This window comes from Kitasatospora sp. NPDC057542 (assembly GCF_042801945.1).
GTDB lineage: Bacteria > Actinomycetota > Actinomycetes > Streptomycetales > Streptomycetaceae > Kitasatospora.
Map to the genome: position 1 here is coordinate 1 of NZ_JBHVFE010000182.1, position 15,933 is coordinate 15,933.

Here is a 15,933-nt window from a genome sequence, read left to right on the forward strand (position 1 = left end):
CGCATACGGAGAGCGGAATTCCGTACGCGCGGGCGACCGCGGGTTCTCCGGACGGCTCAGCAGCCGCCGGCCACCGCCGGGATGATCGAGATGCCGGCGCCGTCCTTCACCTCGGTCGCCAGGCCCTCGGCGAAACGCACGTCGTCGTCGTTCACGTAGACGTTCACGAAGCGGCGCAGCTTGCCGGTGTCGTCCAGGATGCGGGCCGAGATGCCCGCGTGGTTCTTCTCCAGGTCGGCGATGACCTCGGCCAGGGTGGCACCCTCGGCGGTCACCTCGGCGGCGCCGCCGGTGTAGGTGCGCAGGATGGTGGGGATGCGGACGTTGGCGCTCATGACTCTCCTTGCGGGGGCGGGGCCTGTCGGGGCGGGGTGGTTCAGACGGACGCGAGGCCGGCGTCGCGGAACGAGTCCAGCGTCGGGCGGATGACGGCGGTCATCCCGGCGTCGGAGACGGCGTCCAGGGTCTTCAGGCCGTCGCCGGTGTTGATCGCGACGGTCTCCTTGGCCGGGTCCAGCTGCCCGGTCTCGACCAGCTTCTTCAGCACGCCGACGGTCACCCCGCCCGCGGTCTCGGCGAAGACGCCCTCGGTCCGCGCCAGCAGCCGGATCGCCGCCACGACCTCGGCGTCCGTGACGTCCTCCACCGCGCCACCGGTCCGGCGGGCGATGTCCAGCACGTACGGGCCGTCGGCCGGGTTGCCGATCGCCAGCGACTTGGCGATGGTGTCCGGCTTGACCGGCTTGATCACGTCCCGGCCGGCCTTGAACGCGGCCGACACCGGCGAGCAGCCCTCGGCCTGGGCGCCGAAGATCCGGTACGGCCGGTCCTCGACCAGACCGAGCTTGATCAGCTCCTGGAGACCCTTGTCGATCTTCGTCAGCTGCGAGCCCGAGGCGATCGGGACCACGATCTGCTCCGGCAGCCGCCAGCCGAGCTGCTCGCAGATCTCGTACGCCAGCGTCTTGGAACCCTCGCCGTAGTACGGCCGCAGGTTCACGTTGACGAAGCCCCAGCCCTCGCCGGCCGGGTCGCCGATCAGCTCCGAGCAGAAGCGGTTCACGTCGTCGTAGTTGCCCTCGATGCCGACCAGCTCGCCGCCGTACACCCCGGCCATGACGACCTTGCCCTGCTCCAGGTCGTGCGGGATGAACACGCAGGACCGGAACCCGGCCCGGGCCGCCGCCGCCCCCACCGCGCCGGCCAGGTTGCCGGTCGAGGAGCAGGACAGCGTGGTGTACCCGAACGCCCGGGCCGCCTCGATCGCGCACGCGACCACCCGGTCCTTGAACGAGTGCGTCGGGTTGCCGGAGTCGTCCTTGATGTGCAGCTGGGCGGTGAAACCGAGCTCCCGGCCCAGGTTGTCCGCCTTGACCAGCGGGGTCCACCCCGGGTTCAGGTTGGGCTTCGACGCCACGTCGGCCGGAACCGGCAGCAGCGGCGCGTAGCGCCAGATGGACGCCGGACCGGCCTCGATCCGCTTGCGCAGCTCCTCGGCACCCTCGCTGCCGAACTCGTAGGCGATCTCCAGCGGGCCGAAGCACTCCAGGCAGGCGAAGCTGGGGCCGAGCGGGAAGCGGGTGCCGCACTCCCGACAGGACAGCGCGGCGGCGGGGCCGAGGTCGACGGAAACGGGTGCGGCGCCGGAAGGGGTCGTCTCAGTGATAGCCATGACGGCGAGGCCTCTCTCCTCATCTTCCCCGTGGCGCGGTCGCGACACGGGCCGGAATTGGCACCTGTCCCGCCGGGGCCTGTCGACGACAGCCGCGCGAGAAGGTTGCCGGGACGTCAACGGGCCGTTCCCTCAGTCCCTCTGGATGAGCTTGTGAAATTGTGGTGGTGCTCAACGGCGACCCCGGCGTGCAAAGGTCCGACCGCTGTACGAAGACTGTATCCGAAGGCGTCAAACCCGAACGGGACCGTCCGCCACGCGAGATGACCCGTCCCACCCCACCCCGCCGAGGAGACCTCCGTGCCCGCCGAACCGACTCCCGAGCTCCTCCCGCAGGTGGCGTCCTGGCTGCGCCGCCGCTCCTGGAGCGCGGCCGACCGGCCGGTCGACACCCTCCTCGCGGCCAAGGAACGCACCGGCCGCACCGTCAGCGTGGTCCTGCCCGCCCTGGACGAGGAGGCCACCGTCGGCGACATCGTCCGCACCATCCGCCGCGAGCTGATGGAACGCCTCCCGCTCGTCGACGAACTCGTCGTCGTGGACTCCGGCTCCACCGACGCCACCGCCGCCGTCGCCGCCGAGGCCGGCGCCCGGGTCGAGCACCGCGACGCCATCCTGCCCCGGCTGCCCGCCGTGCCCGGCAAGGGCGAGGTGCTCTGGCGCTCGCTGCTGGTCACCCGCGGTGACATCGTCTGCTTCATCGACGCCGACCTGCGCGAGTTCGACCCCGCCTTCGTCTCCGGCATCGTCGGCCCGCTGCTGACCGACGACTCCATCCAGCTGGTCAAGGCCATGTACGACCGCCCGCTGGAGTCGGAGGGCGCCGTCCTGCCCGCCGGCGGCGGCCGGGTCACCGAACTCGTCGCCCGCCCCCTGCTCAACCTCCACTGGCCGGAACTCGCCGGCTTCGTCCAGCCCCTCGGCGGCGAGTACGCGGCCCGCCGCTCACTGCTCGAACGGCTGCCCTTCCCCACCGGCTACGGCGTCGAACTCGGACTGCTGGTCGACGCGTTGGAGCTGGTCGGCCTGGACGCCCTCGCCCAGGTGGACGTCGGCGTCCGGCACCACCGCCACCAGGACGGCCAGGCCCTCGGCCGGATGGCCGCCACCATCTACCGGACCGCCCTGGAACGCCTCGACCGCACCCACCGCCTCAAGGCCTCGGCCGACCTCGTCCACCCCCACCTCACCCAGTTCACCCGCAGCCCCGGAACCCTCTCCCGGCCTTCGGCCGGAGAGACCCCCATCTTCACCCCCCGCACCTACGAGATCACCTCCCTGGAACGCCCCCCGATGCACACCGTCCCCGAATACGCGAAGCGCCGCACCGACGGGTGACACACCCGTGCAGTGCGGCCGCTGCGGTTTGCCGGACTATCCGACTGTGGGTTTGCGATGTCGACCAACCGGCAACATCCCAACCGTGACTCCTCCCCCTCCCGACGAGGAGGCTTCCCACTCGATCCCTGCGGAGCCTCAAGGCGGCCAGGCCCTGGCCGTCGCCTGTCGCAGGGCCCCGACTGTACGGCTGTCCCGTCGCGCTCCGCTCCGTCGCGCGCCCGGATCACCCCCCACCGGGTGATCCGGCAGCCCGAGAAGAGGAACCCCCATGGCCGATTCATCGACCAACCGTTCGAGCGCGACCGGCACCGCCCCCGTCCTGGTTGCCTCCAACCGGGGACCGGTGTCCTTCAGCACCGCCGACGACGGCACGCTGACCCTGCGCCGCGGCGGCGGCGGTCTGGTCTCCGGCCTCTCCGCCGTCGAGGACCCGAACGCCGTCTGGGTCTGCGCCGCCCTCAACGACTCCGACCGCAGGGCCGCCGCCGGGGCGCCCCACGGCCGCCTGGACCTGGCCGGACACGCGGTCGGCGGCCAGGCCGTACGGATGCTGGACATAGACCCGCAGACCTTCGCCCGCGCCTACAACGGCGTCGCCAACTCCACCCTCTGGTTCGTCCACCACCTGCTCTACGCGACCCCCACCGCGCCCGCCTTCGACGCCGGCTTCCGCACCGAGTGGGCCGCCTACCAGGCCTACAACGAGGCCTTCGCCCAAGCCCTGGCCGCCGAAGCCGCCCCGAACGCCGCCGTCCTCATCCAGGACTACCACCTCTCCCTGGCCCCGGCCCTGCTCCGCGAAGCCCGTCCCGACCTGCGGATCGGCCACTTCTCGCACACCCCCTGGGCCCCGCCCGAGTACTACCGGCTGCTGCCCGACGACGTCGCCCGGGCCGTCCTCACCGGCATCCTGGGCGCCGACCGGGCCGGTTTCCTGACCCACCGCTGGGCCCGCGCCTTCGCCGCCTGCTGCGAAGACCTCCTCAAGGCGACCGTCGACTACGACGCGCTCACCGTCACCTTCGACGGCCGCACCACCCTCCCCCGGCCTTCGGCCGGGGGGACCCCCGTTCGGCGAACCACACGCCTCGGCGTCCACGCCCTCGGCGCCGACGCCGACTTCCTGCGCGAGCGCGCCCACCGCCCCGACGTCGACGAACGCCTCGCCGCCCTCCGCGAGGCCGTCGGCGACCGCCGCACCATCGTCCGGGTCGACCGCACCGAGCTGAGCAAGAACATCGTCCGCGGCCTCCAGGCCTACCGGCACCTGCTCCGCACCCGCCCCGAGTGGCACGACCGGGTGGTGCACATCGCCTTCGCCTACCCTTCCCGCACCGACCTGGCCGAGTACCGGAACTACACCGCGGCCGTCCAGGACCTCGCGGCCGCCATCAACGGCGAGTTCGCCACCCCCAGCTGGCAGCCGCTGATCCTGCACGTCGACGACGACTTCCCGCGTTCCCTCGCCGCCTACCGGCTGGCCGACGTCGCCCTGGTCAACCCCATCCGCGACGGCATGAACCTGGTCGCCAAGGAGGTCCCCGTGGTCTCCGACCACGGCTGCGCACTCGTCCTCTCCCGCGAGGCCGGCGCCCACGCCGAGCTCAAGGACGACGCCCTCACCGTCAACCCCTACGACGTCATCGCCACCGCCGACGCCCTGCACGCCGGCCTCACCATGAGCCCGGAGGAGCGCGCCGACCACACCAAGCGCCTGGCCGCGGCGGCCACCGCGCTCCCCCCGCAGCAGTGGTTCCTGGACCAGCTCAACGCGCTGTGAGCGCCTCCCCCAAGGCCCCCAGCAGCTCCACCACACCCTCCGGCCCGGCGACCACCAGGTCCGCCCGGTCGGCCAGGTCCCGCACCGGCGCGTCCCCCACCGCGCCGGCGCACACCAGCACCCCGGCCACGCCCTCGCCGCGCAGCTTCTCCACCGCGACGAAGGCCGCCACATCCCCCAGATCGTCCCCCGCGTAGAGCACCGAACGAGCCCCCCGCTCCCGCAGGAACCCGGTCAGCGCCGCCCCCTTGTCCACCCCCGGCGGCCGCAGCTCCAGCACCAGCCGCCCGGGCTCCACCACCAACCCGTGCTCGGCCGCCAGTTCCCCCACCGGCGCCCGCAGCAGCTCCAACGTCTCCTCCGGCGCCGCCGTCCGCCGGGTGTGCACGGCCACCGACCGCCCCTTGTCCTCCACCCACGTCCCCTCGGGCGCCCCCACCCGCTCCAGCACCCCCGGCAACACCGCCCGCACGCGGGCGACGCCCGGATGCACCTCCGGCGCCGAAAGCTCCCCGTCCTCCCACCGCTCGGCCCCGTAGTGCCCCAGCACCACCACCCCCGGCAGCCCCGCGAACCCCCCGTACTCCACCGCCAACCCGGCCGGCCGGCCCGTCACCACCACCACGGCCCCCACCACCGGCGCCAGCCGCCGCAACGCGCCCACCACCCCCGGATGCGCCCGCGCCTGCCCCGGATCCGCCACGATCGGCGCCAACGTCCCGTCGAAGTCCAACCCGATCACGGCATCCCCGGGCGTCGCCAGGATGGCCCGCACCCCGTCCCGCCCCGCCTCGGTCCCCGGCACGAACATCTCTTCAAAGCCCATACCGAAGCCCCTACCCCGGAGCGTCCCCCTCCGCACCCGCCACCCCCGCAGCCGCCCCCGACACCCGTCCTCCCGAGAGCCCCCCGGTCAACGAGCCGCCCGCCGAGCCTCCCGCACGCGCCGCAACCGATTCACCAGAACCGGCGCATGCGCCAACGCCTCCTCCCGGTCCAGCAAGGCGTTCAGCACCTGGTAGTAGCGGGTGGAGGAGAGCCCCAGCTCCTCCCGGATCGCCCGTTCCTTGGCCCCCGACGTACGCCACTGCCGCCCCTCCAGCGCCAGCACCGCCCGGTCCCGCTCACTCAGCTCGCCCACCGCAAGCACCTCCGTCCACCGCTACGGAGTGTCATTCTCCCGCGCGACCCCGACACACACTGCTCGCCCCACCGTGCCCCCACCCCCACTAACGTCACCCCCATGACCACGCCCAGCTTCGCCCTGCACATCCCCACCGCCGACCTCGACCCCGACCCGCTCGACCCGTCCCAGATCGTCTCCGGCACCCCCGAGGTCACCGGCAAGGTGCTGTCCGAGTCCGCCGACGGCCGCCACCTGCGCGGCCTCTGGCAGATCACCCCCGGCGTGGTCACCGACGTCGAGGCCGACGAGATGTTCGTGGTGCTCAGCGGCCGGGCCACCATCGAGGTCGAGGGCGGCCCGACCCTGGAGGTCGGCCCCGGCGACTGCGCCGTCCTGCGCGAGGGCGACCGCACCACCTGGACGGTCCACGAGACCCTCCGCAAGGCCTACGCCATCACGCTCCCCTGACCGGCGACCGGCACCCCCGCCGGGGCTGAGGCCCACCGCGAACCCCCCAGCCCCGGCACCAACCGTCCCCGGCCCGGTCCTACTTGCGGACCTCCGCCGCTTCCTTCACCGCCGCATCCTGCAACCCCCCGAGCACCTGCTTCGGATCCCCCGTCACCGCCTGCCCGATCCCGGCCTTGATCCGGTTGCTGACCTCACCCCAGGCCGGGTCCCCGAACGGGTAGAAGCTCGCATTGGTCAGCCCGACCGCGAACTGCTTGAGGTCCTCGTGCTTCGGGTCCGACGACATCTGGCCGAACGCGTCCTGAGTGACGGGCAGGAGGTTGTACTGCTCGTCGAACTTCAGCTGGTTGTCCTTGTCGTAGACGAACGACAGGAACTTCTTGATCTCGTTCTTGTGCCCGTTCGCCTTGAACGCCATCATCCAGTCCGCGACCCCGAGGCTCCCGGTCCGCCCCACCCCGTCCTTCTTCGGGATCGGCGCCGTCCCGAAGTCGATCTTCCCGGCGGCCGCCATCCGCAGCAGCGTCGGATGCCCGTTCAGCATCGCGACCTTCCCCGCGGCGAAGTCCTGGAACACCGGGGTGCGGTTCATCGCGCCCGGGTTCGGGTACGTCAGCCCGGTGCCCACCAGGTTGCTCTTCAGCCAGCCGAAGGTCGCCTGGTTCTGGGCACTGTCGATGGTGTAGTTGCCGACGTCGTCGGAGATGCTGCCGCCACCGCTCAGCGTCCAGAGCATCGACTCGGCCGGCGCCTCCTCCGGCCCCAGCGGCAGCCCGTACGGGGTCACCCCCGGCACCTTGGCCTTGATCTTCTCCGCGTCCTGCCGCAGCTCGGCCCAGGTGGCCGGCGGTTGTGTGATCCCGGCCTGCCGGAACATCGCCTTGTTGTAGAAGAGGACACGCGACGAGGACACGAACGGAATCCCGTACTGCGTCCCCAGCACCTGCCCGGCGTGCGCGAAGTTCTCCAGGAACTTGGCCTGGGTCTCCACCGAGAGCACGTCGGACGCCGGGTACAGCCGGTCCGCCGCGACCTGGTCCGCGAAGCCGCCGGTCTGGAGCAGGTCCGGCGACTTGCCGGCCGCGATCATGTCCTCGACCTTCCTGCCGATCTCGGTCCAGCTGTCCACCTCGACGCTGACCCTGATCCCGGGGTTGGCCGCCTCGAAGGCCCTGGCGACCGTGTCCCAGTAGTGCTGGGAGCTGGTCTCGGGGCTCTCCCCGTAGTCGGCCGCGACCAGCTTGAGGGTGACCGGTCCGTCGTCCTGCCCGCCGCAGGCACTGACCGCGGTGAGGACCAGTGCTCCGGCCAGCGCACCGCCGAGCACACGGGTGGGAACGTGGACGCGCCTGTTCAACGCGGGTACCGCCTTCGGGGGAATGAACGGGGATGAACGGGGGTGAATGCCGGCCGGAACGGGGGGAATCCGGCGGGGGAGGCGCAACACTGCCAAACCCGCCGAGCACTGGTCCACACCACTGGCCGGGCTCGCCCCAGTAGTTATCGAAGTGCTCGGAGTCATTGCACAATGCGCAACAAAACCCCCGCCCCCGCCCCTCACACCCCCCGGTCCGCGCCCGCCTCGACACCGGGCCCCGCACCCCGGCGCAAAGCCCCGCACCCCCCGCAGCTGCGACAAAGCTCACCCAGTATGGACCAGACCAATCCGACAACTGGACTAGACCTCTTCTACCCGCCCAAGGGAAACTGTCCTCCGTGAAGCACGTCATCGCACTCGATGTAGGCGGCACCGGCATGAAGGCCGCGCTGCTCGCCCAGGACGGCTCCGTGCTGTTCGAGGCACGCCGACCGACCGGGCGGGAGCACGGCACGGACGCCGTCGTCGCCGCCATCCTCGACTTCGCCACCGACCTGGCGGCCGAGGGCCGCAGCCGCTTCGGCGTCGCCCCGCTCGCGGCCGGTGTCGCCGTCCCGGGCACGATCGACGAGAAGAACGGCATCGCGGTCTTCTCCGCCAACCTCGGCTGGCGCGAGCTCCCGCTGCGCAAGCTCCTCGGCGAGCGCCTGGCCGGACCGGACGGCGGCGCGATGCCGGTGGCCCTCGGCCACGACGTGCGTTCCGGCGGCCTGGCCGAGGGCCGGCTCGGAGCCGGCCGCGGCGTCGACCGCTTCCTGTTCATCGCCCTCGGCACCGGCATCGCCGGCGCCATCGGCATCAACGGCCGGATCGAGGCCGGCGCGCACGGCTACGGCGGCGAGATCGGCCACGTCGTGGTCCGCCCCGGCGGCCCCCGGTGCGGCTGCGGCGCCCGCGGCTGCCTGGAGACGCTGGCCTCCGCCTCCGCTGTCTCCCGCGCCTGGGCCGAGGCCAGCGGCGACCCCGACGCCGACGCGGCATCCTGCGCCGCCGCGGTGGACGCCGGGGACGACCGCGCCCTCGCGGTCTGGCAGCGGGCCGTCGACGCCCTGGCGGACGGCATCGTCCTGGCCCAGAGCCTGCTCGACCCGTCCACGGTGATCGTCGGCGGCGGGCTGGCCGAGGCCGGTGACACGCTCTTCGATCCGCTGCGCGCGGCGGTCACCGAGCGCCTGACCTTCCAGATGCCCCCGAAGGTCGTACCCGCGATGCTCAAAGACACCGCCGCGTCCCTGGGCGCGGGCCTGCTCGCCTGGGACCTGCTCTCCTTGGAGGTGACCGCGTGACCACCGCGGACCGTGACCGTACTGCCCTGGCCGGCGCCCGACTGGTCCTGCCCGGCGGCGTCGTCGAGGGCGACCGCCTCGCCGTCGAGGGCGAGCGCATCGCCGGCCTCGGCGGCGACACCGAGCCCGGCGATCTCGACCTGACCGGGTACACCGTCGTGCCCGGCTTCGTCGACCTGCACGTCCACGGCGGCGGTGGCGCCTCGTACGCCTCCGGCATCGCGGAGGAGGCACTGCTGGCCGCCCGCACCCACCTGGAGCACGGCACCACCACCACGGTGGCCTCCACCGTCACCGGCGAGATCGACGAGGTCGCCCGCCAGGCCGCCGTCCTCTCCGAACTCGTCGAGGACGGCGTCCTGGCCGGCATCCACTTCGAGGGCCCCTTCATCTCGCACAACCGCTGCGGCGCCCACCGCCCCGACCTGCTGCGCGACCCCGACCCGGCGCTGGTGCGCAAGCTGGTCGACGCCGCCCGCGGCCACGCCAGGATGGTCACCCTGGCCCCCGAGCTGCCCGGCGGCCTGGACTCGGTGCGGATGCTCGCCGACCTCGGCGTGATCGCCGCCGTCGGCCACACCGACTCCGACTACGCCACCACCCTGGAGGCGATCGAGGCCGGCGCCACCGTCGCCACCCACCTGTTCAACGCCATGCCCGGCATCGCCCACCGCGCCCCCGGCCCGATCGTGGCACTGCTGGAGGACGAGCGGGTCACCGTCGAGCTGATCAACGACGGCGTGCACCTGCACCCCTCCGTGCTGGACCTCGCCTACGGCACCGCCGGCGCGAACCGGGTCGCCCTGATCACCGACGCCATGGGCGCGGCCGGCATGGGCGACGGCCTCTACCCGCTCGGCCCGCTCCAGGTCGAGGTCAGGGACGGCGTGGCCCGGCTGGTCGAGGGCGGCGCGATCGCCGGCTCCACCCTCACCCTGGACGTGGCGTTCAAGCGCTCGGTCACCGTCAACGGGCTGAGCCTGAACCAGACCGTCGAGTCGCTGTCCGCCACCCCGGCCCGGCTGCTCGGCCTGAGCGACTCGATCGGCTCGCTGGAGACCGGCAAGCTCGCCGACCTGGTCGTGGTCGACTCCGACACCTTCGACCTGGTCGCCGTCATGCGCCACGGCCGCTGGGTCCTCGGCGGCGACACGTTCCCCACCGTCGAACCCGCCTGAGCAACGCCGACGGCCGCCCTCCCCCTGCGGGGACGGGCGGCCGTGGTGTGTCCGGAGGGCGGGCGGGCTCAGCCGCCCGGCTCGATGGTGATCTGGTCGATCAGGACCGGACCGGAGGGCACCGTGAAGGTCACCGAGTTCGGCCCGGCCTGGAACTGCGGGAGTATCCAGGTGCTGAACCAGGCGGACGTCTGGTCCTTGGGGGGCGCGCCGTAGATCTTGTAGGTCACCCCGCTCGGCCAGTCCTTGCCGTTCACCGCGACCGCGCCCTTGAAGTCCGCGCCCGAGTAGTTGTAGTGCACGGTCAGCTTGTACGTCCCGGCCGTGGCGATCTCACCGGTCCAGGTCACCGAACCGCCCGGCTGGAGCGTCAGGTAGCTGCCGTCGGCGGACTTGGCGCCCTTGACGCTGTTGCCGGACGGCGCGTTCTGCCCCTGGAGCTGGCCCGCGTCCACGGTCGTCGGACCGGAGATGGCGGTCGCGCTCGCCGAGGGGGCTGCGCTCGCGGTGGTGGCCGTCGGCACCGGGGTGGTGGGGGCCGGCGGGGCGGTGGTCGCGGTGCCGCCCTTGGCGCTCTTGTCACCGTCCGGGTCCCCGGTGGAGAGCGCTATGCCGGCACCGATCGCTATCGCCGCGACCACGGCCACCGCGCCGATCACCGCGCCCCGGCTGCGGCCGCTGCTGCGGGGCTCCTCCCCCGGCTGCGGCCGGGAGTGCTCCGCGTAGCGGGTCTGCTGGCTGGGCGCGGCACCGTACTCGGGCTGCTGCGGCGGGCCGGGCTGACCGCCGTACGGGGCCTGCGGCTGACCGCCCGGGTACCCCTGCGGCGGCATGCCCTGCTGGCCGTACGGCTGCTGCTGTTGCGGCGCCCGCTGCGGATAGCCGTACTGCGCGCGCCCGACCTCCATCGGGCGGTTGTACGACGTGCGCGGGACCCCCTGCTGCGGCTCGGCCGGCTCTCCGGTGGAACCGTCGGCCGGGCGGTAGAGGTAGCCGAACGGGTCGTCGTCCTGCGGGGCACCGCCCCCCTGGCCCTCGGGCACTCCGTTGCTGCCGGCGGTCGTCACGGTGGTCTGCTCCCCCATCCGGTGCGCCGCCGGCTGCGGGCGGCGCAGATCATGGACGCTGTCGTACCGGGAACCCTACCTGTCGTTTGTGACGGCGGGGAAAGACCCCTTGACAACTCACGGGTAACCCGGACCGACCAGGGCCGACCCGGGCCGACCCGGGCCCGCGGCGGCCGTCCGTCGGCTCAGCCCGCGCGCCGGTGCGAACGCTCGCCGCGCGCCCCGCGCACCGCCCCGCCCCTGGCCCGCTTCTCGTCGTACATCCGCTCGTCCGCGGTGTGCAGTACCTCCTCGATGCTCATCCCGCAACCGGCCCAGCCGACACCGAGGCTCACCCCCACCCGCATCGCCCGTCCGTCGATCCGCATCGGCGGGATGATGGCGCCCCGCAGCCGGTGGGCGAGGTCCTTGGCCTCCTCGCGGCCGATCCCGTCGGCCAGCACCACGAACTCGTCGCCGCCGAGCCGGGCCACCGTGTCGCCGTCCCGGACGGCCTGGCTCAGCCGCCGGGCCACCTCGACCAGCACCGCGTCGCCCGCGTTGTGGCCGAACCGGTCGTTGATCGACTTGAAGCCGTCCAGGTCGCAGAAGAGCACCGCGAGCCCCTTGTCCACCGCCGCCGCGCCGCCGGAGCGGAACGGCGCCGACCAGGCGTCGCCGCCCGGCCCGTACTCGGCCGGGACCACCGCGTGCACGTGCTCCCCGAAGCCCGGGCCGAGCCCGCCCGGCAGGGCCTCGGGCAGCCCGTAGCCGTGCACCGGACCGGCGTACGGGTCGGCGCCCTCCAGCCCTTCGTGCGCCGCGTGCGCACTGTAGGAGTCGGCCGGGTAGCCGTACGGCTGCGGGTAGGCCGCCTCGACCTGGCCGGCGGCGGCGCCGACCGGCTGCGGCTGGGCGCAGAGCCGGCGGGCCAGCCGGGCCTTGAGCTCGGCACCGTTCGGCAGCCCGGTGAGCGCGTCGTGGCTGGCCCGGTGGGCGAGCTGGAACTCGTGCCGCTTGCGGTCCTCGATGTCCTCGACGTGGGTGAGCAGGAAGCTCGGGCCCTCGGCCGCGTCCGCGACGATCGAGTTGCGCAGGCAGACCCACTGGTAGCCGCCGTCCCGCCGGGACAGCCGCAGCTCCGCGCGGCCGCTCTCGGCGCTGGTGCGCTCCAGCAGCGCCCGGTCCTCGGGGTGCACGAGGTCGGCGAAGCTCTGCTGGCGCAGCACCGCCCGGGGCCGGCCGAGCAGCCGGCAGAGCGCGTCGTTGACCCTGGTCAGCTGGCCGCGCCCGGCGCCGTGCAGCTCGGTGATCGCCATCCCGCTGGGCGCGTACTCGAAGGCCTGGCGGAAGCTCTCCTCGCTGGCGCGCAGCGCCTGCTGCTCCTTCTCCAGGCGGGCCAGCGCGCGCTGCATCTCGGCCCGCAGCCGGGCGTTGCCGATCGCGATGGAGGCCTGCAGCGAGAACATCTCCAGCGCCTCGCGGGTCCACGCCCCGGGCCGCTTGCCGCTGCGCGGGCGGTCCACCGAGAGAACGCCCAGGAGGTCGCCGCCGGCGCTGTACATCGGGGCGAGCAGCCCGTCGGCGGGGTGCCAGTCGTTGGCGTACACCGGCAGCGGGCCGTCCCCGATCCAGCGCGGGATGTCGCTGGCGACGGCCCAGCCGCGGTCGTAGGGCAGGAAGCGCAGGGTGCCCCAGTGGTCGCTGACGCCGAGCAGCCGGTCCCAGGACTCCCGGGAACCGACCTGGCCGAGCAGCACGGAGGGACCGCCCATCGGGCTCTCCTCCAGCTCCCAGACGGCCGCCACCACGAGGTCGCCGTCCGGCCGGACCAGGCTGACCGCGGCTGCGTCGAAGCCGAGCCCGTGCACCGCGCCCTCGACGACGGCCTGGAGGGTGCCAGCGAGGCTGCGGGCAGCGTTGAGGTCCGCCACGACCCGGTGCAAGGTGCGGAGGGTCGCGAGACGGACGTACGGCTCCGACTCGGCTTCCATGCGGGGGCTCCCCGGCTGCTTCGGATAGTTCTTGATTGGTTATCGTCCGATTGCCAGAAGAACTGAATCACAGGGAGCACAGCGCTCGGCACGCTCGGTCAGCAATAGGCCGCCACTTGTGACTTAAATCACACGACACTAATGCGCCCTTAATCAGTTCATCTGCCCCATAGCGGGACATAAAGCGTTATCGGAACATTTCTGGTGGTCGACCGCATTGTCCTCGGACTGAAGCCGACTGCGCCCGCCGGTCCGACGGCTTCACTCCTGAGGGTGAGTTCGGCCACCGGGCGCAACCCTTCGGCCGGACCGGCGGTCCTACGACCAAGGCCCGATGCCGTTTCTCCCGGGTGACGACTACCGTGCGGTACGTGTACCCGTCCCCGCAGCCCGAAGCTGCCCCCCACGCCACGCCCGACGAGTTCCGGGCTGCCCTCTCCCAGCTCGCCGCCGGCGTGAGCCTGGTGACCGTCCACGACCCGGAGGACGGGGAGGACGTCGGCATGACCGCCACGTCCTTCCTCTCGGTGTCGTTGGAGCCGCCGCTGGTGCTGATCTCGGTCCGCGAGGACTCCCGGATGGACGAGGTGCTCTCCCGGGTGGACACCTGGGCGGTCTCGGTGCTGGCCGAGGGGCAGAAGACGCTCGGCTCCCGGTTCGCCATGAAGGGCCGGCTCAGTGACCGGCTGCTGTTCGCGGACACCGCGCACCACCGCGGCCCGCGCACCGGCGCACCGCTGATCGCCGGCGCACTGGCCACCGTCGAGTGCCGCACCGAGCAGCGGATACCCGCTGGTGACCACACCCTGCTGCTCGGCCGCGTCCTGGAGGCCGCGGTGCCCGACCCGGGAGGCCGCCCGCTGCTCTACTTCCGCGGCGGCTACCGCACCCTCGGCTGAGCCCCGCCTACTCGCCGCCCCGCGGCGACCGGCGGCCCTGCTTCAGCTCGGAGCGGTGCCGCTTGTTGAACAGCCGCCGCTCGACCATCCCCCGGCTCGGCCTGGTCGCCCGCCGGGCCTTCGGCGGCGGCGCGCACGCCTCGGCCAGCAGCGCCGACAGCCGGGCCGCGGCCGCCTCCCGGTTGCGCCACTGCGAGCGGAACTCCGAGGCCTGGACCACCAGCACCCGGCCGTCGACCAGCCGCCCGGCCAGCCGCTCCAGCGCACGCTCGCGCCACACCTCGGGCAGCGCGGTGGTCGAGGCCAGGTCGAAGCGCAGCTCGGCCTTGGAGTCGGAGGTGTTGACGTGCTGGCCGCCGGGGCCGGAGGAACGCGAGAAGCGCCAGACGAGCTCGGCGTCGGGGACGACCACCGACCCCCGCACGCGGATGGGCTCGGACATGCGTCCATCATCCCGCGCGGGGCCCGTACGGTCACCCGGTTATCCGACACCCGGCCGCTCGCCCCCGGGCGCTCCGGACCCGGTTACCGGAGCACGCCCCGAGCCCCGACAATGGCGTACGTGATCGAGCTCGGCTACTCCCTCTCCAACCGCTTCCCCGACCCCCCGCAGACGGACTACCGCACCGCGTCCGTGCACGCCCTGCGGCACGACCTGTTCTGCGGCGACGTCTACCTGGACGGCGAGGGCGCGGAGCTGTCCACCGCCTGGGGCTGGGTGCCGGTGCTCGACTTCGCCTGGGCGCTGTGCGACATCGCCGAGCTGCTGGACCGCGACCCGGACGGCAGCCGGGCCGCCCGGGTACAGACCGCCGACCTCGACTTCACCCAGAACACCGAGCTGCTGCGCTTCGCCCGCCGCTTCAACTGGGTCGAGGTCACCGCCACCTGGCTGCCGGACGAGCCGCCGGTGGTGGTGCGCCACGGCGAACTGCGGCGCGAGGCCCGGGACTTCCTCCAGGACACCCTGGCCGACCTCTTCGACATGCACCCCGACCTGGCCGACAATCCGAACATCTGGTCGCTGCAGGGCCGGTTCCGGCGGATCTGACACCCTCTTTGCCCGGGCTTTGCCTCCGATTGGCGCTCACGAAGAATTCACGGCCCCTGCGGAACCAAGCCGCCGGAGTATTGCGTTGTCCCGGGGAAAAGCGAACGAAGCGAACGAAGGGACTGCAATCGTCATGCCAGTGAGCCTCTCCAAGGGTGGCAACGTCTCGCTGACCAAGGAGGCCCCCGGTCTGTCCGCGGTCACCGTCGGCCTGGGCTGGGACGTCCGCACCACGACCGGCGCCGAGTTCGACCTCGACGCCAGCGCGATCGTCCTGAACGCCGACGGCAAGGTGCTGTCCAACGCCCACTTCGTCTTCTTCAACAACACCAGCACGCCGGACAACACCGTCGTGCACACCGGTGACAACCGCACCGGCGAGGGCGCGGGCGACGACGAGTCGATCAACATCAACCTGGCCGGCCTGCCGGCCGAGGCCGTCAAGATCACCTTCCCGGTCACCATCTACGACGGCGTCGCCCGCGGCCAGAACTTCGGCCAGGTCCGCAACGCCTACATCCGCGTGGTGAACGCGGCCGGCGGCGCCGAGATCGCCCGCTACGACCTCTCCGAGGACGCCGCCACCGAGACCGCGATGATCTTCGGCGAGCTCTACCGCAACGGTGGGGAGTGGAAGTTCCGCGCCGTCGGCCAGGGCTACGCCTCCGGTCTGGCCGGCATCGCCCAGGACTTCGGCGTCCAGATCTGACG

16 protein-coding genes and 1 riboswitch are annotated in these 15,933 nt (G+C 72.7%); of the genes, 8 read left to right on the forward strand and 8 right to left on the reverse strand.

All coding sequences use genetic code 11. From position 1 onward, the window contains the following. Positions 1-56: 56 nt before the first annotated feature. Both ACFU7Y_RS22580 and thrC read right to left on the reverse strand, forming a co-directional pair. On the reverse strand, positions 57-335 hold the full coding sequence (locus tag ACFU7Y_RS22580) for a MoaD/ThiS family protein (protein ID WP_380769458.1): 279 nt from the start codon (positions 333-335) through the stop codon (positions 57-59). Positions 336-376: 41 nt separating this feature from the next. After that, on the reverse strand, positions 377-1,672 hold the full coding sequence (gene thrC / locus ACFU7Y_RS22585; RefSeq protein ID WP_380769459.1) for a threonine synthase: 1,296 nt from the start codon (positions 1,670-1,672) through the stop codon (positions 377-379). Positions 1,673-1,688: 16 nt separating this feature from the next. After that, positions 1,689-1,824: riboswitch (SAM riboswitch) on the reverse strand. Between the two features lie 148 nt (positions 1,825-1,972). Between thrC and ACFU7Y_RS22590 the strand changes: the two genes are divergently transcribed. Beyond that, positions 1,973-3,010 (forward strand): glucosyl-3-phosphoglycerate synthase, encoded by a 1,038-nt coding sequence (locus ACFU7Y_RS22590; RefSeq protein WP_380769460.1) that lies wholly within the window; start codon positions 1,973-1,975, stop codon positions 3,008-3,010. Positions 3,011-3,281: 271 nt separating this feature from the next. After that, positions 3,282-4,793 (forward strand): trehalose-6-phosphate synthase, encoded by a 1,512-nt coding sequence (locus ACFU7Y_RS22595; protein ID WP_380769461.1) that lies wholly within the window; start codon positions 3,282-3,284, stop codon positions 4,791-4,793. On the opposite strand, the gene otsB is transcribed toward ACFU7Y_RS22595, so the two are convergent. Next, entirely contained in the window at positions 4,780-5,619 is an 840-nt protein-coding gene (gene otsB, locus ACFU7Y_RS22600; RefSeq protein ID WP_380769462.1) for a trehalose-phosphatase, read from the reverse strand. The genes ACFU7Y_RS22595 and otsB overlap by 14 nt on opposite strands. An 87-nt stretch (positions 5,620-5,706) precedes the next feature. Next, on the reverse strand, positions 5,707-5,934 hold the full coding sequence (locus ACFU7Y_RS22605) for a DUF3263 domain-containing protein (protein WP_224281334.1): 228 nt from the start codon (positions 5,932-5,934) through the stop codon (positions 5,707-5,709). Between the two features lie 102 nt (positions 5,935-6,036). Here ACFU7Y_RS22605 and ACFU7Y_RS22610 point away from each other — a divergent pair, with 102 nt between their 5' ends. After that, positions 6,037-6,387, forward strand: a complete 351-nt coding sequence (locus ACFU7Y_RS22610; RefSeq protein ID WP_224281333.1) for a cupin domain-containing protein — start codon at positions 6,037-6,039, stop codon at positions 6,385-6,387. 79 nt (positions 6,388-6,466) lie between these two features. Here the strand turns inward: ACFU7Y_RS22610 and ACFU7Y_RS22615 are convergent, their stop codons facing one another. Next, positions 6,467-7,747 carry an extracellular solute-binding protein gene (locus tag ACFU7Y_RS22615; RefSeq protein ID WP_224281332.1) on the reverse strand — a complete coding sequence of 427 codons (1,281 nt, stop codon included), beginning with the start codon at positions 7,745-7,747 and terminating at the stop codon, positions 6,467-6,469. 359 nt (positions 7,748-8,106) lie between these two features. On the opposite strand from ACFU7Y_RS22615, the gene ACFU7Y_RS22620 reads away from it, so the two are divergent. Together ACFU7Y_RS22620 and nagA are read left to right on the forward strand one after the other, a co-directional pair. After that, a complete protein-coding gene (locus ACFU7Y_RS22620) occupies positions 8,107-9,054 on the forward strand; it encodes an ROK family protein (RefSeq protein ID WP_380769463.1) in 948 nt (315 codons plus the stop codon). Continuing rightward, positions 9,051-10,232 carry an N-acetylglucosamine-6-phosphate deacetylase gene (gene nagA / locus ACFU7Y_RS22625; protein ID WP_380769464.1) on the forward strand — a complete coding sequence of 394 codons (1,182 nt, stop codon included), beginning with the start codon at positions 9,051-9,053 and terminating at the stop codon, positions 10,230-10,232. The genes ACFU7Y_RS22620 and nagA overlap by 4 nt, the downstream gene beginning before the upstream one ends. A gap of 68 nt (positions 10,233-10,300) precedes the next feature. Here the strand turns inward: nagA and ACFU7Y_RS22630 are convergent, their stop codons facing one another. Beyond that, positions 10,301-11,299, reverse strand: coding sequence for a hypothetical protein (locus ACFU7Y_RS22630; protein WP_224285440.1), 999 nt, complete (start codon positions 11,297-11,299; stop codon positions 10,301-10,303). A 185-nt stretch (positions 11,300-11,484) separates the two neighbouring features. Beyond that, positions 11,485-13,272: a diguanylate cyclase gene (locus ACFU7Y_RS22635; protein ID WP_224284411.1), complete on the reverse strand. Its 1,788-nt coding sequence runs from the start codon at positions 13,270-13,272 to the stop codon at positions 11,485-11,487. Between the two features lie 371 nt (positions 13,273-13,643). Between ACFU7Y_RS22635 and ACFU7Y_RS22640 the strand changes: the two genes are divergently transcribed. After that, entirely contained in the window at positions 13,644-14,171 is a 528-nt protein-coding gene (locus tag ACFU7Y_RS22640) for a flavin reductase family protein (protein ID WP_224284412.1), read from the forward strand. 7 nt (positions 14,172-14,178) lie between these two features. On the opposite strand, the gene arfB is transcribed toward ACFU7Y_RS22640, so the two are convergent. Continuing rightward, positions 14,179-14,613, reverse strand: a complete 435-nt coding sequence (arfB, locus tag ACFU7Y_RS22645) for an alternative ribosome rescue aminoacyl-tRNA hydrolase ArfB (RefSeq protein ID WP_224284413.1) — start codon at positions 14,611-14,613, stop codon at positions 14,179-14,181. A gap of 111 nt (positions 14,614-14,724) precedes the next feature. Here arfB and ACFU7Y_RS22650 point away from each other — a divergent pair, with 111 nt between their 5' ends. Together ACFU7Y_RS22650 and ACFU7Y_RS22655 are read left to right on the forward strand one after the other, a co-directional pair. Further along, positions 14,725-15,222: a hypothetical protein gene (locus ACFU7Y_RS22650; protein WP_263455694.1), complete on the forward strand. Its 498-nt coding sequence runs from the start codon at positions 14,725-14,727 to the stop codon at positions 15,220-15,222. 133 nt (positions 15,223-15,355) lie between these two features. After that, a complete protein-coding gene (locus tag ACFU7Y_RS22655) occupies positions 15,356-15,931 on the forward strand; it encodes a TerD family protein (RefSeq protein ID WP_224284415.1) in 576 nt (191 codons plus the stop codon). Positions 15,932-15,933 lie beyond the last annotated feature (2 nt).